Source organism: Aquimarina rhabdastrellae (assembly GCA_947387485.1).
Taxonomy (GTDB): domain Bacteria; phylum Bacteroidota; class Bacteroidia; order Flavobacteriales; family Flavobacteriaceae; genus Aquimarina.
Genome location: CANDNT010000001.1, coordinates 229819 through 249541, shown reverse-complemented (window position 1 = coordinate 249541; position 19723 = coordinate 229819). Strand labels below are relative to the sequence as shown.

At 31.8% G+C, this 19723-nt stretch carries 22 protein-coding genes; 18 read left to right on the top strand and 4 right to left on the bottom strand.

All coding sequences use genetic code 11. The annotated features are described in order from the left end of the window. The gene (locus ACYEKI_RS01130) at positions 1 to 408 is read left to right on the top strand and encodes a hypothetical protein (RefSeq protein ID WP_459209307.1); all 408 of its coding nucleotides are present in this window, start codon (positions 1 to 3) and stop codon (positions 406 to 408) included. Positions 409 to 452: 44 nt separating this feature from the next. Here ACYEKI_RS01130 and ACYEKI_RS01125 read toward each other — a convergent pair whose 3' ends face one another. The 4 genes from ACYEKI_RS01125 to porX all read right to left on the bottom strand — a co-directional run bounded on the left by ACYEKI_RS01125 (position 453) and on the right by porX (position 4082). Next, positions 453 to 821 carry a hypothetical protein gene (locus ACYEKI_RS01125; protein WP_459209306.1) on the bottom strand — a complete coding sequence of 123 codons (369 nt, stop codon included), beginning with the start codon at positions 819 to 821 and terminating at the stop codon, positions 453 to 455. A gap of 5 nt (positions 822 to 826) precedes the next feature. Next, positions 827 to 2026, bottom strand: coding sequence for an alanine dehydrogenase (locus tag ACYEKI_RS01120; RefSeq protein ID WP_459209305.1), 1200 nt, complete (start codon positions 2024 to 2026; stop codon positions 827 to 829). Positions 2027 to 2093: 67 nt separating this feature from the next. Beyond that, a complete protein-coding gene (gene tsaE, locus ACYEKI_RS01115; RefSeq protein ID WP_459209304.1) occupies positions 2094 to 2510 on the bottom strand; it encodes a tRNA (adenosine(37)-N6)-threonylcarbamoyltransferase complex ATPase subunit type 1 TsaE in 417 nt (138 codons plus the stop codon). A 21-nt stretch (positions 2511 to 2531) separates the two neighbouring features. Further along, positions 2532 to 4082: a T9SS response regulator signal transducer PorX gene (gene porX / locus ACYEKI_RS01110; protein ID WP_459209303.1), complete on the bottom strand. Its 1551-nt coding sequence runs from the start codon at positions 4080 to 4082 to the stop codon at positions 2532 to 2534. Positions 4083 to 4216: 134 nt separating this feature from the next. Between porX and ACYEKI_RS01105 the strand changes: the two genes are divergently transcribed. The 17 genes from ACYEKI_RS01105 (at position 4217) to ACYEKI_RS01025 (ending at position 19624) form a co-directional block, all read left to right on the top strand. Next, positions 4217 to 5437: an HD domain-containing protein gene (locus ACYEKI_RS01105; protein ID WP_459209302.1), complete on the top strand. Its 1221-nt coding sequence runs from the start codon at positions 4217 to 4219 to the stop codon at positions 5435 to 5437. A gap of 33 nt (positions 5438 to 5470) precedes the next feature. Beyond that, the gene (gene lpxD, locus ACYEKI_RS01100; RefSeq protein WP_459209301.1) at positions 5471 to 6499 is read left to right on the top strand and encodes a UDP-3-O-(3-hydroxymyristoyl)glucosamine N-acyltransferase; all 1029 of its coding nucleotides are present in this window, start codon (positions 5471 to 5473) and stop codon (positions 6497 to 6499) included. Next, positions 6492 to 7895, top strand: a complete 1404-nt coding sequence (locus ACYEKI_RS01095; RefSeq protein ID WP_459209300.1) for a bifunctional UDP-3-O-[3-hydroxymyristoyl] N-acetylglucosamine deacetylase/3-hydroxyacyl-ACP dehydratase — start codon at positions 6492 to 6494, stop codon at positions 7893 to 7895. Before lpxD ends, ACYEKI_RS01095 begins: the two co-directional genes overlap by 8 nt. Before the next feature lie 5 nt (positions 7896 to 7900). Further along, positions 7901 to 8683 carry an acyl-ACP--UDP-N-acetylglucosamine O-acyltransferase gene (gene lpxA / locus ACYEKI_RS01090; protein WP_459209299.1) on the top strand — a complete coding sequence of 261 codons (783 nt, stop codon included), beginning with the start codon at positions 7901 to 7903 and terminating at the stop codon, positions 8681 to 8683. A 30-nt stretch (positions 8684 to 8713) separates the two neighbouring features. Beyond that, positions 8714 to 9280 (top strand): elongation factor P, encoded by a 567-nt coding sequence (gene efp, locus ACYEKI_RS01085; RefSeq protein ID WP_459209298.1) that lies wholly within the window; start codon positions 8714 to 8716, stop codon positions 9278 to 9280. Positions 9281 to 9391: 111 nt separating this feature from the next. Further along, positions 9392 to 10333: a UDP-3-O-(3-hydroxymyristoyl)glucosamine N-acyltransferase gene (locus ACYEKI_RS01080; protein ID WP_459209297.1), complete on the top strand. Its 942-nt coding sequence runs from the start codon at positions 9392 to 9394 to the stop codon at positions 10331 to 10333. A 4-nt stretch (positions 10334 to 10337) separates the two neighbouring features. After that, complete coding sequence (locus ACYEKI_RS01075) at positions 10338 to 10739, top strand: nuclear transport factor 2 family protein (protein ID WP_459209296.1); 402 nt, start codon at positions 10338 to 10340, stop codon at positions 10737 to 10739. Positions 10740 to 10810: 71 nt separating this feature from the next. After that, positions 10811 to 11683: a succinate--CoA ligase subunit alpha gene (gene sucD / locus ACYEKI_RS01070; protein ID WP_459209295.1), complete on the top strand. Its 873-nt coding sequence runs from the start codon at positions 10811 to 10813 to the stop codon at positions 11681 to 11683. Between the two features lie 240 nt (positions 11684 to 11923). Beyond that, positions 11924 to 12745: a M48 family metallopeptidase gene (locus ACYEKI_RS01065; RefSeq protein ID WP_459209294.1), complete on the top strand. Its 822-nt coding sequence runs from the start codon at positions 11924 to 11926 to the stop codon at positions 12743 to 12745. Positions 12746 to 12830: 85 nt separating this feature from the next. Beyond that, a complete protein-coding gene (locus tag ACYEKI_RS01060) occupies positions 12831 to 14123 on the top strand; it encodes an MFS transporter (RefSeq protein ID WP_459209293.1) in 1293 nt (430 codons plus the stop codon). A 97-nt stretch (positions 14124 to 14220) separates the two neighbouring features. Further along, a complete protein-coding gene (locus ACYEKI_RS01055) occupies positions 14221 to 15345 on the top strand; it encodes an NAD(P)/FAD-dependent oxidoreductase (protein WP_459209292.1) in 1125 nt (374 codons plus the stop codon). Next, positions 15342 to 16052 (top strand): methyltransferase domain-containing protein, encoded by a 711-nt coding sequence (locus ACYEKI_RS01050; protein WP_459209291.1) that lies wholly within the window; start codon positions 15342 to 15344, stop codon positions 16050 to 16052. The genes ACYEKI_RS01055 and ACYEKI_RS01050 overlap by 4 nt, the downstream gene beginning before the upstream one ends. Before the next feature lie 16 nt (positions 16053 to 16068). Further along, on the top strand, positions 16069 to 17121 hold the full coding sequence (locus ACYEKI_RS01045; RefSeq protein WP_459209290.1) for a type III polyketide synthase: 1053 nt from the start codon (positions 16069 to 16071) through the stop codon (positions 17119 to 17121). Next, positions 17115 to 17558 (top strand): 3-hydroxyacyl-ACP dehydratase FabZ family protein, encoded by a 444-nt coding sequence (locus ACYEKI_RS01040; protein WP_459209289.1) that lies wholly within the window; start codon positions 17115 to 17117, stop codon positions 17556 to 17558. The genes ACYEKI_RS01045 and ACYEKI_RS01040 overlap by 7 nt, the downstream gene beginning before the upstream one ends. An 8-nt stretch (positions 17559 to 17566) precedes the next feature. Further along, positions 17567 to 18850 (top strand): beta-ketoacyl-[acyl-carrier-protein] synthase family protein, encoded by a 1284-nt coding sequence (locus tag ACYEKI_RS01035; protein WP_459209288.1) that lies wholly within the window; start codon positions 17567 to 17569, stop codon positions 18848 to 18850. Further along, a complete protein-coding gene (locus ACYEKI_RS01030; RefSeq protein ID WP_459209287.1) occupies positions 18840 to 19094 on the top strand; it encodes an acyl carrier protein in 255 nt (84 codons plus the stop codon). The genes ACYEKI_RS01035 and ACYEKI_RS01030 overlap by 11 nt, the downstream gene beginning before the upstream one ends. Next, a complete protein-coding gene (locus ACYEKI_RS01025) occupies positions 19091 to 19624 on the top strand; it encodes a 4'-phosphopantetheinyl transferase family protein (protein WP_459209286.1) in 534 nt (177 codons plus the stop codon). The genes ACYEKI_RS01030 and ACYEKI_RS01025 overlap by 4 nt, the downstream gene beginning before the upstream one ends. Positions 19625 to 19723 lie beyond the last annotated feature (99 nt).

Genomic DNA, 19723 nt, shown 5'->3' with positions numbered 1-19723 from the left:
ATGAAATTAGTATTGAGTATGATTTTGATTTGTGTATGGAGTTTTACTATTAATGCCCAACAAGCACAAGAAGAAAGAGCAAAGAATAAAGTAGAGATATTCGATTCTGTAGAAAAAGATCGTATGCAACTATGGTTTTATGAACAAACAGAGAAAATGAATTTATCACAAGATAAATTGGATGAATATTATAGTGTAATTTTATATTATACTGTTAAGATGAAAAGATTGGATGATAAAGATATGGAACTTGAAGTTTCAGAAATTGAAACAAAACTTAACGAATTGATTGCAAAGCAAAATAAAGAAGTAAAAGATATTTTATCCGATGAACAATATGAAATTCATAAAAATAACTTTGAAGAAATTCTAAGAAGCGTTAAAAATAGATTGAAAGATAAAAAATAAGAATATAAAAAAGGCTTTGATTTTTAATTCAAAGCCTTTTTTATTTAGTATTCTATAGTGTTGATTTTTGCTTGATTATTGCAGTTTTCAACATGTAATAAGATTTGTTTTTCTCTAAGAGTACTCTCTATAACATAACTTTTACAGGAATCTAATTTTGTATTACTTTTAGAAAAGTCAACAGACCCTTCAGTTAAAACAAAAGAAATTTCTGCAGTATCAATAGTCTTTAGTTGCATTGTTTGCTTGGCAGCATCAGAAAAAACTCGCTCTTTTAAACGAATATTTTTTAAAACTCGAGCATTAGGCCCATATGCACAAGAGGTTTTTTTACCTCCTAAAAAGAAAAATAGTATAATTAAACCGATTACAAACCCACCGGCATAATACATTAAACGTTTTAATAAACTCATAAAAATTATAATATCAGCAAATTGATATCTCTATACGATAAATCATACCAATCTGCTACAGCTTTATTAGTTAAAATTCCGTGGTAAAAATACACTCCATTTTTTAAACCACGATCAAAACGTAAAGAATTTTCTATACCACCTTCTTCCCCAATATGTAATAAATAAGGAGTAAAGATATTGCTTATTGACATAGAGGAAGTTCTAGCATATCTTGAAGGAATATTAGGAACCCCATAATGAATAACACCGTGTTTCACAAAAACAGGATGATCATGAGTAGTAACTTCACTAGTTTCAAAGCAACCTCCCATATCTATACTTACATCAATAATAACAGCGCCAGTTTTCATGGCTTCAACCATCGTTTCTGAAACAAGAATAGGAGAACGATCTTTACCTCGTACAGCACCAATAACAACATCACAACGGCGTAGTGCTTTTAATAAATTTTTAGGTTGTATAGTCGAAGTATATAAAGATCTACCTACATTAGTTTGAATACAGCGTAGCTTTGTTATAGAATTATCAAAAACCTTGACATTAGCACCTAATCCTAAAGCTGCTCTAGCAGCAAACTCACCTACAGTACCAGCACCTATAATAACAACTTCTACAGGAGGAACGCCACTAATATTTCCCATCATTAAACCAGGGCCTTGTGTAGCATTACTCATTAATTCTGATGCTATTAATATTGCAGATGTACCGGCGATTTCACTTAAATTTCGCACAGCTGGATAAGTACCATCATCATCTCGTATAAACTCAAAAGCTAAAGCAGTTATACGTTTTGAGGCTAGAGTTTCAAAATATTTTTTGGTTTGTGTTTTTAATTGAAGTGCCGAGATCAAAACCGTCTGCGGATTTATCATATCAAGTTCTTCAACAGATGGTGGTTCAACTTTTAAGAGTATAGGACAACCAAAAACCTTACTTGTATCCGAAGTTACTTCAGCTCCAGCTTCACTGTAATCACTATCTGTAAAGCTAGCCCCAATTCCAGCATTTGATTCAATCATAACACGATGACCATGAGCGGTCAATGCAGCAACAGCATCGGGAGTTAAGCAAACTCTTTTTTCTTGATAATGAGTTTCTTTAGGGATTCCGATAAATAGTTCGCCCTTTTTCTTAGATATTTCAATCATTTCCTCTTGAGGAAGTAATTCAGCTTTACTAAATGGAGATAATGGATGGTTCATTGTGTAACAGATATTCAATCTTCAAAATACAAATAAAATAATAGATATTCCAAAAAAGATACGCAACTTACTCGCTAATGCTAGTTACAGTTAAAATTCTGGATTGATCATCATCGAGAACAATTTCTATCTTTTGACTGTGATTAGGTATTAAGTTTGCTATTCGTTCAGGCCATTCAATAAAAACCCACTGGTCTCCATATGCATATTCTTCAAAACCAATTGCATAAGCTTCTTCTTCATCTTCGATACGATAAAAATCAAAGTGATAAATCAAATGATCTTTTCCTTGGTACTCATTAACTATAGAGTATGTAGGACTAGAAATAGGATCAGTTACACCTAATTGACTGCAAATTTCTTTTATCAAGGTGGTTTTTCCTACTCCCATTTCTCCATAAAATAACAACACCTTACTAGAGGTGTTGTTTATAATTTTTTGTGCAACAGAACTAAGTTCTGGCAAAGTATATTGAATTTTCATAAATACTAATCAAAATCAAAATTATCTTGGTGACAAAGTTACAAAAGGAATAATCATTTCTTCAAGAGAAATCCCACCATGTTGGTAAGTATTTCTATAATAACTCACATAATGATTATAATTATTAGGATAAGCAAAAAAGTAATCACCTTTTGCAAAAATGAATGAACTACTCACATTGATAGAAGGTAAACTAATGGTTTTAGGATTTTTTACAGCCAAAACTTCTTTCTTTTCATAAGTAAGACTCTTTCCTGTTTTATAGCGTAAGTTCAAACTAGTGTTTTTGTCACCAATAACTTTAGATGGATTTTTTACATTAATAGTACCATGATCAGTCGTTAATAAAAGTTTAAACCCTAAATGTTGCGCTTGTTGAATGATTTCTAAAAGTGGTGAATTTTTAAACCAGCTAGCTGTTAAAGAGCGATATGATTTGTCATTAGAGGCTAATTCCTTAATGACTTCCATTTCGGTTTTACTATGCGAAAGCATATCAACAAAATTATAAACTACAACAGTTAAATCATTGTCTTTACAACCTTTAAAATTATCAGCTAATGTTTTTCCAGATTTTTCATTCGTAATTTTATAATATTCATGTTTGATATTAAGCCCTAAACGTTCAAGTTGAGCAGTTAAAAAATCATTTTCATGCATATTTTTACCACCTTCATCTGTATCATTAAGCCAATATTCTGGATGTCTGCGTTCCATTTCTGAAGGCATTAAACCAGAAAAGATAGCATTTCTAGCATATTGTGTTGCACTAGGTAAAATGCTATAAAAAGGAGTTTCGCTTTCCTTTTTATAATAATTATTTATAATAGGCTCAAAAGCTTTCCATTGATCATAACGTAAATTATCAATTACAATTAATAAAGTAGGTTGATCCTTACTTAATTCTGGAGCTACTTTACTTTTAAAAAGATTATGTGACATTATAGGAGCATCATCTGGATTTTGAAACCAGTCTACATAATTTTTATCAATAAACTTAAAGAATTGAGAATTAGCTTCAACTTTTTGAGATTCTAGAATCTCAAACATACCAGTATCTTCAATGTCTTCGAGTTCTAACTCCCAATAAATCAATTTTTGATAAAGCTCTGCCCATTCTTCATGAGAATTCACCATAGCCATATCCATAGCTATTTTTCTAAATTCTTGTTGGTAACTCGAAGTTGTTTTTTCTGAAACTAATCTAGAGTGATCTAAGTTTTTCTTTAAACTCAATAATATCTGATTAGGATTTACAGGTTTAATTAAATAATCAGCTATTTTACTACCAATAGCTTCTTCCATAATGTACTCTTCTTCACTTTTTGTGATCATGACAACAGGAAGACTAGCTCTTTTTTCTTTAATCTCATTAAGCGTTTCTAAACCCGTAAGTCCAGGCATATTTTCATCTAAGAAAACAATATCAAAATTTTCTTCATCTATAATTTCAAGAGCTTCTGTACCACTTTGGCAAGTAGCTATAGTATAATTTCTTTTCTCTAAAAATAGAATATGCGGTTTCAATAAATCTATTTCATCGTCAACCCATAGTATTTTAATAGAATTCATGCAATAAGTCTTTATATTTAACAACTTAAGGAAATATTCTTTAAGTTTGATTCAAAATCGTAGTTTTTTGACTAGGATAAGTACATTAAGAACTTATCAAATCTTATATTTGTTACAATAAAAGTAAAAGTAGTTTGAAAAAAAGAAACAAACTAAAAATATTAAACGATCCTATTTATGGATTTATTACAATCCCAAACGAACTTATCTTTGACTTAATTGAGCATAGGTATTTTCAACGTTTGAGAAGGATAACCCAGATGGGATTATCATATTTAGTTTATCCAGGAGCTCACCATACGAGATTTCATCATGCCTTAGGATGTATGCATTTAATGCAAAACGCTATAAGAGTACTCAGATTTAAAGATATTGAGATATCAGACAAAGAAGAAGAGGCTTTATTGATAGCTATTTTATTACATGATATAGGACATGGACCATTTTCTCACGCTATGGAACACAGTATAGTACATGGGATAAGTCACGAGGCAATCTCACTGATGTTTATGGAAGAAATCAATAAAGAATTTGAAGACAAATTAGATTTAGCAATCAAAATCTTTAAAGGAGAATATCACAGAAACTTTTTGCATCAATTAATATCAAGTCAGTTAGATATGGATAGACTTGATTATTTAAAACGAGATAGTTTTTATACAGGAGTAGCAGAAGGTAATATCAATAGTGAGCGATTGATTACTATGTTAAGCGTTGTTAATGATGAACTTGTGGTAGAAGAAAAAGGAATATATTCTGTAGAAAAATTTCTTCTAGCAAGACGTTTAATGTATTGGCAAGTGTATTTACATAAAACAGGTTTAGTTGCAGAACAACTTTTGATTAGAGTTTTAAAAAGAGCCAAAGAATTAGTAGAAGGAGGTAAGAAATTAGCAGGAAGTAAAAATTTGGTATTCTTTTTAGAAAATAAAATAACTGCAGAAAACTTTACTCCAAAAATTCTAGATACATTTGCTACGCTTGATGATTACGACATTATTACAGCAATGAAAGAATGGACGTCTTGCGATGATTTTGTATTGCGTACATTATCTAGAATGATCATAAATAGAGATTTATTAAAAATTAAAATAAAGAAAAAAGCATTTTCTGAAGAAAAACTTGACAAGTTGACTAAAAACTATGCTGATTTAAATGAAATATCAATGGAAGAAGCTAGCTATTTTATTTTTAGCGGATCCATAGCAAATCAGGCATATCATCAAAATAAACAGAATATTAACATATTGTATAAGTCAAAGAAAATTGTAGATGTAGTAAAAGCTACAGATCAATTTAATTTGAAAGCATTATCAAAACCAGTAACAAAATATTTTATGTGTTATCCAAAGTAAATATATTAACACATTTTTTATACTTTTGCGAGAATGATATTTACAGCCATACAGATAGCAGGTATTCTTAACGGGATTGTCGATGGAGACGAAACTGTAGAAGTATCTAAACTAGCAAAGATAGAAGAAGGAACGAAAGGTTCGTTAACCTTCTTATCTAATCCTAAGTACACACCATATATATATAAGACACAAGCGTCAATAACGATTGTAGATAAAAATTTTGAACCAGAAAGCGAAATATCAACAACATTAATACGTGTTGAAAATGCATACAAAGCATTTTCTCAACTTCTGGAATATTATAATATGGTCAAAATGAATAAAACAGGAATTGAACAACCTAGTTTTATTTCATCAAGTGCCCAATATGAAGGAGATATCTATTTAGGAGCATTCTCTTATTTAGGAGATAATGTAAAAATAGGTAAGAATGCAAAAATATTCCCTAACGTATACATTGGTGATAATGTAACATTAGGAGATAATGTTGTAGTTTTTGCTGGAGCTAAAATATATTCAGAAACGATAATCGGAAATGATTGCGTTATCCATAGTGGAGCTATTGTAGGAGCAGATGGTTTTGGTTTTACGCCAAATGAAAAAGGAGAATATACAAAAGTTCCTCAAACAGGAAATGTGATTATTGAAGATAATGTTGATGTAGGAGCTGGAACAACTATTGATAGAGCAACTTTAGGATCTACTATTATAAGAAGAGGAGTTAAATTGGATAACCAAATTCAGATCGCTCATAATGTAGAAATAGGTGAACATACCGCTATAGCAGCTCAAACAGGAGTAGCAGGATCTACAAAAATAGGTAAACATTGTCTTATAGGAGGACAAGTAGGAATAGCTGGTCATCTTACTATTGGTAATCAAGTAAGAATACAAGCGCAATCAGGGATAGGTAGAAATATTAAAGACAAAGAGACCATTCAAGGTTCTCCAGCACTAGGATATTCAGATTATAATAAATCTTATGTGCATTTCAAAAACCTACCTAAGATCGTTGATAAAGTATACAAACTAGAGAAAAAGATAAATAACAATGAGTAACACCGTTGTAAAAAAACAAAAGACAATCAAAAATGAAGTCACTCTAAAAGGAGTAGGACTTCATACGGGAAAAGAAGTTATTTTAACCTTTAAACCCGCTCCGGAAAATCATGGATATGCCTTTTGTAGAGTAGATCTAGAAGGAAGTCCAATCATCGAAGCAGATGCTAACTATGTGGTTAATACGCAAAGAGGAACTAACCTAGAAAAAAATGGTGTTAGCATTCAAACCTCAGAGCACGTTTTAGCTGCTTGTGTAGGATTAGAAATCGATAACTTATTAATAGAACTTGATGCTTCAGAGCCACCTATTATGGATGGATCTAGTAAATACTTTATCGAGGCTTTAGAAGAAGCAGGTATAGTAGAACAAGAAGCAGAAATTGAAGAATACATCGTTAAAGATGTAATTTCTTATACAGATGAAGAAACAGGAAGTGAAATTCTTGTGATGCCTTCAGATGAATATCAAGTGACTACTATGGTGGATTTTGGTACTAAAGTTTTAGGTACTCAAAATGCATCATTAAAGCGTATTTCAGAGTTTAAAGAAGAAATTGCAAACGCAAGAACATTTAGTTTCCTTCACGAATTAGAAATGCTTTTAGAGCATGGATTAATTAAGGGAGGTGATCTTAATAATGCTATTGTATATGTAGATAAAGAGTTGAGCCCAGAAACTATGGAGCGACTTAAAGATGCATTTGGTAAGGACTCCATAACAGTTAAACCTAACGGAATCTTAGATAATTTAACCTTGCATTATCCTAATGAAGCAGCAAGACATAAATTATTAGATGTAATAGGTGATTTAGCATTGATTGGAACTCGTATTAGAGGTAAGATTATAGCTAATAAACCAGGACACTTTGTAAATACACAATTTGCAAAGAAATTATCTAAGATCATCAAGATAGAAAGAAGAAATAAAGTACCTCAATTTGACTTATCTAAAAAGCCATTAATGGATGTCAATAAAATAATGGATATGTTACCACATAGACCACCATTTTTATTGGTAGATAAAATTTTAGAAATGTCGGATAAACATGTTGTAGGGATGAAAAATGTAACTATGAACGAACCTTTCTTCGTAGGACATTTCCCTGGAGCACCTGTAATGCCTGGAGTATTACAAATTGAAGCTATGGCACAAACTGGAGGGATTCTAGCATTAAGTACAGTTCCAGATCCAGAAAACTATTTGACTTATTTTATGAAAATAGATAAAGTTAAGTTCAAACAGCAAGTATTACCAGGAGATACTTTAATCTTTAAATTAGAATTATTAACACCAATACGTAGAGGGATTTGTCATATGCAAGCTTTTGCTTATGCTAACGGGAAACTAGCAACAGAAGCAGAACTTATGGCACAAATTGTAAAATCTAAATAAAACAGATGAATCAACCATTAGCATACGTTCATCCAGGGGCAAAAATTGCCAAAAATGTAGTAATAGAACCATTTACTACAATACACAATAATGTAGTAATAGGAGAGGGAACTTGGATAGGTTCTAATGTTACTATTATGGAAGGGGCTAGAATTGGAAAAAACTGTAGTATTTTTCCAGGAGCAGTAATTTCGGCCGTGCCACAAGATAAGAAGTTTAATGATGAAGATACAGTAACCGAAATTGGTGATAATACAACCATTAGAGAGTGTGTTACAATCAATAGAGGAACTACTGATAAGATGAAAACAAGAATTGGTAATAATTGCTGGATTATGGCATATTGCCATATTGCTCACGATTGTATTGTTGGTGATAATTGTATTTTCTCTAATAATAGTACACTGGCAGGACATATTACTGTAGGAGATCATGTGGTTTTAGCAGGTATGGCAGCTGTTCAGCAGTTTTGTACTATAGGTAATCATGCTTTTGTGACAGGAGGATCTTTAGTACGTAAAGACGTACCACCTTTTGTTAAAGCTGCACGTGAACCATTATCGTATGTAGGAATTAACTCTATTGGATTGAGACGTAGAGGTTTTTCAACTGAAAAAATTAGAGAGATTCAGAATATTTATAGAATTTTATACCAAAAGAACTATAATAATACGCAGGCAGTAGCTATTATTGAAGCAGAGATGGAAGCTACTCCAGAACGTGACGAAGTTCTTGAATTCATTAAAAATTCACAAAGAGGTATCATGAAAGGATATTTCTCAAATTAATAATATAAACTAACTATATAAAGAAATAAAATGGCTAGTACTAGTGATATTAAAAACGGATTGTGTATTAAATACAATAGTGATATATATAAAATAATTGAATTTTTACACGTAAAACCAGGAAAAGGACCAGCGTTTGTAAGAACTAAATTAAAAAGTGTTACTACAGGAAAAGTAATTGATAATACTTTTTCTGCTGGACACAAAATCGAAGATGTTCGTGTAGAAACACACAAATTTCAATATTTGTATGCAGAAGGTGATACTTTTCATTTTATGAATACAGATGATTATAACCAGATTACTTTAGAGAAATCGACTTTGGATAATCCAGGATTATTAAAAGAAGGAGCGGTAGTAACTGTAATAATCAACTCAGAAGATCAAATGCCATTATCTGTAGAGATGCCACCAAGTGTGATTCTTGAAGTAACAGCTACAGAACCAGGAGTAAAAGGAAATACAGCTACTAATGCTACTAAACCAGCAACAGTAGAAACAGGAGCTCAAATAATGGTGCCTTTATTTATAAATGAAGGTGACAAAATCAAAATTGAAACAGAAAAAGGTACATATAAAGAACGTATCAAAGAATAGTTTAAGTAACCCCTCACTCGAGGGGTTATTTTTTTATCATAATTATACCATAGGTTAGTGCAAGAATGTCATAATATTTTATATTTTTAGCACAAGATTTTATTTTAACTTATGAAATTTCCCCATACGTATACACTTCAGCAAATAGCAACAATTATTTCGGCTGAGTTTGTAGGAGATGCAGATTTTCCTGTAGAAGGAATGAACGAGATTCATGTGGTTACACCTGGAGATATTGTTTTTGTAGATCATCCTAAATACTACGATAAAGCATTAGAAAGTGCAGCAACTATTATTTTGATTAATAAGAAAGTTGATTGTCCAGAAGGAAAAGCTTTATTGATATCAGACGACCCTTTTAGAGATTTCAATACGTTAACAACGTTCTTCAAGCCTTTTGAAAAAGCAGATAAAGAAGTTGCTAGTACAGCACAAATAGGAGAAAATACTATTATACAACCAGGAGCTTTTGTAGGTAACAATGTTAAAATTGGTGATGATTGTTTAATTCATGCCAATGTAACTATTTATGACGGAGCTGTGATAGGTGATAGAGTTACTATTCATTCTGGAACAATATTAGGTGCAGATGCTTTTTATTATAAAAATCGTCCAGAAGGTTTTGATCAACTTAAATCTGGAGGTAGAGTAGTAATAGAAGATGATGTACATTTAGGTGCATTATGTACAATCGATAAGGGAGTTACTGGAGATACTACAATTAAAAAAGGAAGCAAACTTGATAATCAGGTACATGTAGGGCACGATACGGTAATAGGTAAAAAATGCTTAATAGCATCTCAAGTAGGAATAGCTGGATGTGTAGTTATTGAAGACGAAGTGACTATTTGGGGACAAGTTGGGATAACTAGTGGTATTACTATAGGTAAAAAAGCAGTGATTTCTGCACAATCTGGAGTAAGTAAATCATTAAAAGGTGAACAAAGTTATTTTGGTACACCAGCAGATAGCTTCAGAAAAAAGTATAAAGAAATTGCAGCAATACGTCAGGTACCGGATTTAATCGAGCAAATCAAAAACAAAAATCCATAATATAATGAGTGCTAAAGAAATAGTAAAATCATTTTACGAAAAAGATCTACTTAAAGAGGAATCGGTATTTACGACGTATTTACATCCAGAGGTTACTTTAGATTGGAATAGCAGTTTTGGATTTAATCAAAGAGATTATAAAGGATTAGTATCCCTTTTTGAAGAAATGTCTACATCTTTTATATCATTAAGAGCAGAAATTAGTCATTTGTTAGAAGAGAATGATACCGTAACTGTAAGATATACCTATTTTGCTAGACCTATAGAACAACCAGAACAAGAAGATGTGTTAGCACATTTTGTTACTATATGGGAATTAAAAGATCAAAAGTTATACAAAGGATATCAAATCAGTCAGCAGGCAGATAACACTTTAGAAACTCTAAAATCTTTTCTTTTAAAATAATTGGAAATTCATTTTAACTATAATGTTCAAAAGCTTACTTTTGAAACATCCAAAAAATAAATCATAACGCAATGAGTGTTTTAGTAAATAAAGATTCAAAAATAATTGTTCAAGGTTTCACTGGAAGTGAAGGAACTTTCCACGCTGGACAAATGATTGAGTACGGAACAAACATCGTAGGAGGAGTTACTCCAGGTAAAGGTGGACAAACACACCTTGATAAACCTGTTTTTAATACAGTTAAAGAAGCTGTAGAAAAAGTAGGAGCTGATACTACAATTATTTTTGTACCACCAGCATTTGCAGCAGACGCTATTATGGAAGCAGCTGATGCAGGAATTAAAGTAATTATTACTATTACTGAAGGAATTCCTGTAGCAGATATGATTAAGGCTTCAGATTTTATTAAAGATAAAGATTGTCGTCTTATCGGTCCTAACTGCCCAGGAGTTATTACTCCAGGTGAAGCAAAAGTAGGGATTATGCCTGGTTTTGTATTTAAGCAAGGTAAAGTAGGTATCGTTTCAAAATCTGGTACATTAACTTATGAAGCAGCAGATCAAGTTGTAAAACAAGGATTAGGTATTACTACGGCTATTGGTATTGGTGGAGATCCAATTATCGGAACTACTACAAAAGAAGCTGTTGAATTATTAATCAATGATCCAGAAACTGAATGTGTTGTGATGATTGGTGAAATCGGTGGTCAATTAGAAGCAGATGCAGCTAAGTGGATTAAAGAAAGTGGAACAACTAAACCAGTTGTAGGTTTCATAGCAGGAGAAACTGCTCCAGCAGGACGTACAATGGGACATGCAGGTGCAATAGTAGGTGGTAGTGAAGATACTGCTGCGGCTAAAAAAGCTATTATGCGCGAGTGTGGAATTCACGTAGTTGATTCTCCAGCTGAGATTGGTAAAAAAGTAGCAGAAGTATTAGGATAATTACTCTCTAAACATAAAAATTAAAACCTCTTGATAAAAGAATTCAAGAGGTTTTTTTATTTAGCATAATCAGCTGATAATGTTTTTTATCGCATAAATAAGAAGTTAATCGAGGATTCATTATAGAATCTAAATAAAGAATGATTAAAATATAATGCATATTTTGTATTTTTATAAGAAGCATTGTAGCGATAGAAACAAAAAAGTATAAGTGTAACAGATATTAAACAATCATCTTTTATGAAAACAAAAAAAATAGTGGTAATGTTAGGAGTTGTCGGACTTTTTTTGTCATGTGCAACAAATCCTTTTACAGGTAAAAAGACCTTGGCATTAGTACCTAATACGCAGATATTTCCTTCAGCTTTTCAACAATATGATCAGTTTTTAGGAGAAAATAAAGTAATAAAGGGAACAAAAGATGCTCAAATGATTACAAAAGTTGGGCAAAAAATAGCCAAAGCAGCAGAACGCTGGTTAAATGCTAATGGATATCAGGGATATTTAAAAGATTATAAATGGGAATACAATCTTGTAGATGATAAAACTGTGAATGCATGGTGTATGCCAGGTGGTAAAATTGTATTTTATACTGGAATCTTACCTATTGCCAATGGAGAGAGAGGAGTGGCAGCTATTATGGGGCATGAAGTAGCACATGCATTGGCAAATCATGGACAGCAGCGTATGAGTGCAGGACAAATTCAGCAAGTAACTGGTGCGGTTACAGCAATTGCTGTTAGTGGAAAAAATGAGCAAACACAGCAAATTATAGGTACTGCTTTTGGTTTAGGAAGTCAATTTGGAGTAATGTTGCCATTCAGTAGAAGTCATGAAACTGAAGCTGATCGTATAGGATTACAATTAATGGCTATTGCTGGATATAACCCAGATGAAGCAGCAGAATTATGGAAACGTATGAAAGCTAATAGTGGAGGACAAGCACCACCAGAATTCATGAGTACGCACCCATCAAATGATACACGTATCAATAATTTGACAGCTTGGGCTCCAGAAGCAAAAGCTGAAGCTAAAAAATTTGGAGTTACAAGTTTTAAATAATTGTAAAATCCTTTTAGTATTAAAGATAATAGTTAAATTAGAAGCGCTGCTTGATACAAAGTAGCGCTTCTAATTTTTTAATATTATGCAAAGACTACCTAAAGGCCATAAAAAATTATTAAATGCATGGGCATCTTATGATTGGGCAAACTCAGTATATAGTTTAACTATTGTTTCTGCGGTATTTCCCATTTTTTATGGAGCATTATTCGATAAAGGTGAAGAAATAGCTATTTTCGGAAAATTCATTCGTAGTACACCTTTAATTAATTATACTACAGCAATAGGATTTATTATTGTAGCACTTAGTTCGCCTATCCTTTCAGGTATTGCAGATTATTTAGGTAATAAGAAATTCTTTATGAAATTTTTTAATTATCTAGGAGCCTTGTCTTGCATAGGATTGTATTGGTTTAGTAAAGAAACAATCTATTTTAGTTTACTTTGCTATATTTTTGCTTTGGTTGGTTTTTGGGGAAGTATAGTGTTTTATAATTCCTATTTACCAGATATAGCATATCCAGAACAACAAGACAAAGTAAGTGCCAAAGGATATTCATTAGGATATATAGGAAGTGTGATTCTATTGATAGTGAATTTAGCTATGGTAATGGGGGCAGAAGAAGGAGCTCCTCAAATTCAAGCAATGAAAATCTCTTTTCTTATGGTGGGAGTATGGTGGATCGTATTTAGTCAATATGCTTACTATTATTTACCTAAAGGAAATACAGGGCATAAATTGACAAAAGACGTATTCTTTAAAGGTTTTAGAGAATTGAAGGGTGTATGGACTGCAATGGGAGAAAATGAAAGGCTAAAAAAATACCTTGTAGCTTTTTTTGTTTACAGCATGGCAGTACAAACGGTAATGTTAGTGGCGACTTATTTTGGAGAACAAGAAGTAAATTGGGGTGGCTCTGGAGAAAAAACTATGGGACTAATTGTGAGTATATTAATAATTCAACTTGTAGCCGTAGGAGGAGCAATTTTAACATCAAGATGTTCTAACAAATATGGAAATATCGTTACGTTAATAGGAATTAATATAATATGGATAGTGCTATGTGTATATGCATATTTTATAACAGAACCTATTCAGTTTTATGCAACTGCTGGAGTAGTTGGATTAGTAATGGGTGGAATTCAAGCCTTGTCTAGATCGACATATGCAAAGTTATTACCTAAGACAGAAGATACCACGTCATATTTTAGCTTTTATGATGTTGCAGAAAAAATTGGAATTATTATTGGTATGGGAATCTATGCAACTGTTGATCTTGTTACAGGAAGTATGCGTAATGCGGTATTATTCCTAGTAGTATTCTTTATTGTAGGAGTAGTATTACTTATGCGTGTACCTAGAAAAGATGAAAAATAATATACATTCGATGTAAAGTATCTATTAAAATCTCGACCATAATCGAGATTTTAGTTTTATATAGGCACAAGTATAAAGCTGAAGGGGCGTTATTAATATGAAAAAACATTCCTACATAGTAATTATTGGAGGTGGTCTTGCAGGCCTTACTAGTGCTATAGATTTAATTCAGCAAGGTATAGAGGTCACTTTAATAGAAAAAGAAGAGTATCCTAAACATAAGGTTTGTGGTGAATATATTTCAAACGAAGTATTACCTTATCTAAAACAGTTAAATCTTAATATTTGTGATCTAAAACCTATTAATATTACTAATTTTCAAATAAGTACTTCTTCTGGAAATTTAGTTAAGAGTGAATTACCGTTAGGAGGATTTGGAGTCAGTAGGCATTCATTAGATAATTTCTTATGGGAAGAAGCCAAACGTTTAGGCGTTAAATTAATTATAGATCAAGTAACTGATGTATTTTATGAAGAAGATACATTTGGGATAACCACAGGAACACATGGTACGTTTACAAGCGATTTCGTTATAGGAGCTTATGGAAAACGTTCTGGACTTGATCGTACATTAAAAAGAGGATTTAGCAATAAAAAATCACCATGGTTAGCTGTAAAAGCACATTATAAAGCTAGAATACAAGAAGATACCGTAGCATTGCATAATTTTAAAGGCGGGTATTGTGGAATTTCTAAAGTTGAAGATGAAAAAGTAAACGTATGTTATATGGTTAACTACGATAGCTTTAAGCGTTTTAAAAATATAGAAAAGTTTCAAGAAGAGGTAATGTATAAAAATCCTAACCTAAAACAGTTTTTTGAAAATGCAACAATGACTTTTGAAAAACCAATTACAATAAGTCAGATCAATTTTGAATATAAAAAACCAGTTGTAAATCATATCTTTATGTGTGGTGATGCTGCTGGATTAATACATCCTTTATGTGGTAATGGAATGGCAATGGCTATACAAAGTGGGCAAATTGTTTCTAAACTGATTTCTAAGTATTATCACGGAATGGAAAAAAGTAGAGACGAATTAGAACTAATGTATGCCAAAGCATGGAAAAAACAATTCGGACTAAGATTAAAGACAGGAAGAGTGCTTCAGGGAATATTATTAAACCCTATTTTGCAGAACATTACTTATGGTATAGCAAAAGTTTTTCCTTGGTTAACCCCTTTAGTAATTAGTAAAACACATGGTAGACCATTAGTATGATCATAAATACTAAATATCGTAGTAATGAAGAAGAATGGATGGATGATTTTCATCTTGAGGGAGTTGTTTTAGAAAAAACATTAAGAGACATTGCTAAGATTAATAAGTGGTTGGGTGGTAATAAAATAACTATAAATGGGGTAATTGATTTATTAAAGCATAAATCAAAAGATAAGAAATATAAGATAATTGATATAGGTTGTGGTAATGGAGATATGTTGAGAATGTTGGCTGATTATGCAATTCAACAAGGTTATGATTTTGAATTAATAGGTGTAGACGCAAATCAATTTACTATAGATCAGGCAAATTTATTATCAAAGAATTATACGAATATTACCTTCTATTGTGAAAATATTTTTGAAGAACCGTATATTAATAGAACTTATGATATTTTGTTATGCACATTGACATTGCATCATTTTACGAATACCGAAATAAAAAAAATCTTAACTAATGGAATTCAACAAAGCGCTATTGGTATAGTCATTAATGATTTACATCGTAGTGCATTAGCATACTATTTATTTATAGTTGTATGCTTTTTCTTTTTGAGAAATCCTATGGCAAAAAATGATGGATTGATTTCGATATTGAAAGGGTTTAAAAGAAAAGAATTAAAAGCATGGTCAATAGCTTTTAAAGAATATAAACATGATATTAAATGGAAATGGGCCTTTAGATATCAATGGCTTATAAAGAAGTAACAAAAATAAACTTATTTTGAGTGTAAAGATTACAGCTGTATCGAAAGAATTACCGCCATATATGAGAGCAACAGAAGAGATACTTCCTTTTGTTTCAATGTGGTTAGATGGACAAGAAGATAGATTTAGGCGAAAGGTTTTAAAGATTTTTCAGAATGCTGCTGTAGAAAAACGTTACGGAATAATGAGTATAGAAGAAGTGTTTACAGCAACATCTTTTGAAGAAAAAAACGATATTTATATAAGAGAAATTAAAAAGTTAGGAAAAGCTTCGCTTGAAAAAGCATTAGACAAAGCGAATTGGAAAGCTAACTCTATTGATTATATCATTACGGTAAGTTGTACAGGAATCATGATTCCTTCTTTAGATGCCTACCTCATTAACGAATTAGAATTAAAACAAGATATTATACGATTACCTGTTACAGAAATGGGATGTGCAGCAGGAGTGTCAGGAATGATATATGCGCATAATTTTTTAGCAGCTAATCCAGGTAAAAGAGCAGCAGTAATAGCTGTAGAAGCACCTACAGCAACTTTTCAACTAGATGATTATAGTATGACTAATATTGTAAGTGCAGCTATTTTTGGAGATGGAGCGGCTTGTGTATTAATGTCCTCTGAAGAAGATGCAAAAGGACCTAAGATTTTAGGTGATGCAATGTATCATTTTTATGGTGCTACACAGATGATGGGATTTAAATTAACAAATACAGGATTGCAAATGATCTTGGATCCTAGCGTACCTGAAACTATAGCTTTACATTTTCCAGAAATTATACATCCCTTTTTGGATAAATACGGAAAAAAAATAGAAAATGTACAACATCTGATTTTTCATCCTGGAGGGAAAAAAATTGTACAAACTGTAGAATCACTATTTGGCTCACTAGGTAAAAATATAGATCACACTAAGATGATTCTTAGAGAATATGGAAACATGAGTAGCGCGACAGTATTATATGTATTAGAAGAGTTTATGAAAGAAACTCAAGAAGAAGGTACATTAGGGTTGATGCTTAGTTTTGGTCCAGGATTTTCTGCTCAACGTATTTTGTTACAATGGTAAAAAGAGATATGACTAGTGAAGAAATTATTGCACAATTGCCATATGGTGATGATTTTTGTTTTGTAGATGAGCTTACACATCTAAGTCTAGATAAGATAGAAGGAAACTATCGATTTAAAGAAACAGAATATTTTTATAAAAGTCATTTTAAGAACAATCCAATAACGCCAGGTGTGATTCTTACCGAATGTATGGCTCAGATAGGTCTTGTTTGTTTTGGAATCTATCTTATGGCAGAAGATACTACGGCATTAAGAATAGTAATGACGAGTACGGACATTGAGTTTATTAAACCTGTTTATCCCAAAGAACAAGTGAAAGTAAAAGCAAAAAAGATGTATTACAGATTTCATAAATTGAAATGTGAAGTAAAAATGTATAATGAAAAAGATGAAATAGTAGCCAAAGGAATTTTAGCTGGAATGTTAATCAAATAATATAGGATATGAAAACTCGTAGAGTTGTTATTACAGGATTAGGTGTAGTTGCTCCCAATGGAATAACTCTAGAAGAGTTTGATCAAGCTATTCAAAATGGTAAAAGCGGAATTTCATTTATTGAAGAATTAGAACAATTAAAATTTTCATGTCAAATAGCTGGTTTACCTGATTATAATAATGATTATTTAAATAATTACTTTAAGCAAATAGAGTTAAAAGATTTAAATGCTTCAGGCTTAGAATATGGAGTTATTGCAGGTTTAGATGCATGGAGAGATGCAGGTTTTGATACAGAAAATTCAGAAGAAGTTAATTGGGATTATGGAGTCATTTTTGGAACAGGAATTTTAGGAGTTGATAAATTTAGAGAAGCAATATACAAAGTTGACGAAGGAAAAGTTAGACGTTTAGGAAGCACTACAGTTCCGCAAACTATGGCTAGTGGTATAAGTGCTTTTTTAGGAGGGAAATTAGGCTGTGGTAATATCGTTACTACAAATTCATCTGCATGTAGTACAGGAACCGAAGCTATTATGATGGCTTATGAGCGAATAAAAATAGGGAATGCAAAAGCGATTTTGGCAGGAAGTACTAGTGATGGTAGTCCTTATGTATGGGGAGGGTTTGATGCTATGCGAATATTACCTAGTAAATATAATGATAATCCCAAAGAAGCATCAAGGCCTATGAGTGCCAGTGCAAAAGGTTTTGTTCCAGGAAGTGGAGCAGGAGCATTGGTGGTAGAAGAGTATGAACATGCTATACAAAGAGGCGCAAAAATTTATGCCGAAATAATAGGAGGTCATGTGAATAGTGGAGGACAACGTAATGGTGGGAGTATGACAGCTCCTAATAGAAAAGCCGTTGTACGATGTATAGAGAATGCTATAGCAAATGCAGATATTAATGCCAAAGAAATAGATGCTATTAACGGTCATCTAACAGCAACGAGCAAAGATGCTACTGAAATTGAGAATTGGTGTAAAGCACTGAATAGAAAAGGAAAAGATTTTCCGTATATTAATTCTTTAAAAAGCATGACAGGGCATTGTCTGAGTGCTTCTGGAAGTATAGAAAGTGTAGCAACTGTACTACAATTACAAAAGGGGTATATTTTTGGAAATTTAAACTGTGAAGATCTTCATCCAGAAATAACAAAGATGATTACTCATGATAAAATACCAACTCAAACAATAACTGTTCAACCTGATATAATAGCCAAAGCGAGCTTTGGTTTTGGAGATGTAAATGCCTGCATCTTATTTAAAAAATATAGAAATGAAAAATGAAACAATGATAGAGCAATTAAAAACAATAATTAAACCTTATGTAGAAAATGAAGAGCAATGGAATAATTTAAACGACGAAACAGATTTTATCAAAGATTTAGATATCAATTCTGCAAATTTGGTTGACATAGTTTTAGATATAGAAGATGCATTTGAGATCGAAATTGATAATGATGCAATGGAGAAAATGCTCAATGTAAAAGCTTCTATAGAGGTGATTAAACAGAAAATCGCCGAAAAATGATAGGTAATGATATCATAGATTTAAATTTAGCGTCAGCACAAAGTGATTGGAAACGAAAAGGATGGCTTCAAAAAATATGTACTAAACATGAACAATCTTATGTTTTAAATTCAGAAAAACCATTTCTATCAGTTTGGCAATTATGGAGTATGAAAGAAAGTGCATATAAAGCAGAGCAGCGTATATATCAACTAGTACCAAAATTTAATCCTAAATCATTTGAGTGTAATATAGTTTCAGGAAAAATAGTAAGTAATAAACAGACTTACCACACACGATCTACCATTACTAAAGATTATATACATACCTACACCTACAATTCTAATCAAGAAATTGCTATTCAAAAGTTAGATAATTCAAATACATTAATTTTTTTGGAAAAGAAACTTAACATTCCAAAAAGTAGATTATCCATTAAGAAAGATAGTAATAACATACCTCATATTTATATAGACGATAAATTAAGTAATAATGTAATTTCTATTTCGCATCATGGTAAATACAGAGCTTATAATTTACTAAAAACATAAATAACTGAAAGTTAAGTGTTTATTTTAAAAGCCGATATTCGATAAATATCCAAGTATATTTTTAAATAAGCGATTCTCAGGCGCTACATTATGTTAAAT

What these genes read in the sequence shown, in the direction of transcription:
- ACYEKI_RS01130 (WP_459209307.1), top strand. Translation starts at nt 1, where the DNA reads ATGAAATTAGTATTGAGTATGATTTTGATTTGTGTATGGAGTTTTACT.
- ACYEKI_RS01125 (WP_459209306.1), bottom strand. Translation starts at nt 821, where the DNA reads ATGAGTTTATTAAAACGTTTAATGTATTATGCCGGTGGGTTTGTAATC.
- ACYEKI_RS01120 (WP_459209305.1), bottom strand. Translation starts at nt 2,026, where the DNA reads ATGAACCATCCATTATCTCCATTTAGTAAAGCTGAATTACTTCCTCAA.
- tsaE (WP_459209304.1), bottom strand. Translation starts at nt 2,510, where the DNA reads ATGAAAATTCAATATACTTTGCCAGAACTTAGTTCTGTTGCACAAAAA.
- porX (WP_459209303.1), bottom strand. Translation starts at nt 4,082, where the DNA reads ATGAATTCTATTAAAATACTATGGGTTGACGATGAAATAGATTTATTG.
- lpxD (WP_459209301.1), top strand. Translation starts at nt 5,471, where the DNA reads ATGATATTTACAGCCATACAGATAGCAGGTATTCTTAACGGGATTGTC.
- ACYEKI_RS01095 (WP_459209300.1), top strand. Translation starts at nt 6,492, where the DNA reads ATGAGTAACACCGTTGTAAAAAAACAAAAGACAATCAAAAATGAAGTC.
- lpxA (WP_459209299.1), top strand. Translation starts at nt 7,901, where the DNA reads ATGAATCAACCATTAGCATACGTTCATCCAGGGGCAAAAATTGCCAAA.
- efp (WP_459209298.1), top strand. Translation starts at nt 8,714, where the DNA reads ATGGCTAGTACTAGTGATATTAAAAACGGATTGTGTATTAAATACAAT.
- ACYEKI_RS01080 (WP_459209297.1), top strand. Translation starts at nt 9,392, where the DNA reads ATGAAATTTCCCCATACGTATACACTTCAGCAAATAGCAACAATTATT.
- ACYEKI_RS01075 (WP_459209296.1), top strand. Translation starts at nt 10,338, where the DNA reads ATGAGTGCTAAAGAAATAGTAAAATCATTTTACGAAAAAGATCTACTT.
- sucD (WP_459209295.1), top strand. Translation starts at nt 10,811, where the DNA reads ATGAGTGTTTTAGTAAATAAAGATTCAAAAATAATTGTTCAAGGTTTC.
- ACYEKI_RS01065 (WP_459209294.1), top strand. Translation starts at nt 11,924, where the DNA reads ATGAAAACAAAAAAAATAGTGGTAATGTTAGGAGTTGTCGGACTTTTT.
- ACYEKI_RS01060 (WP_459209293.1), top strand. Translation starts at nt 12,831, where the DNA reads ATGCAAAGACTACCTAAAGGCCATAAAAAATTATTAAATGCATGGGCA.
- ACYEKI_RS01055 (WP_459209292.1), top strand. Translation starts at nt 14,221, where the DNA reads ATGAAAAAACATTCCTACATAGTAATTATTGGAGGTGGTCTTGCAGGC.
- ACYEKI_RS01050 (WP_459209291.1), top strand. Translation starts at nt 15,342, where the DNA reads ATGATCATAAATACTAAATATCGTAGTAATGAAGAAGAATGGATGGAT.
- ACYEKI_RS01040 (WP_459209289.1), top strand. Translation starts at nt 17,115, where the DNA reads ATGGTAAAAAGAGATATGACTAGTGAAGAAATTATTGCACAATTGCCA.
- ACYEKI_RS01035 (WP_459209288.1), top strand. Translation starts at nt 17,567, where the DNA reads ATGAAAACTCGTAGAGTTGTTATTACAGGATTAGGTGTAGTTGCTCCC.
- ACYEKI_RS01030 (WP_459209287.1), top strand. Translation starts at nt 18,840, where the DNA reads ATGAAAAATGAAACAATGATAGAGCAATTAAAAACAATAATTAAACCT.
- ACYEKI_RS01025 (WP_459209286.1), top strand. Translation starts at nt 19,091, where the DNA reads ATGATAGGTAATGATATCATAGATTTAAATTTAGCGTCAGCACAAAGT.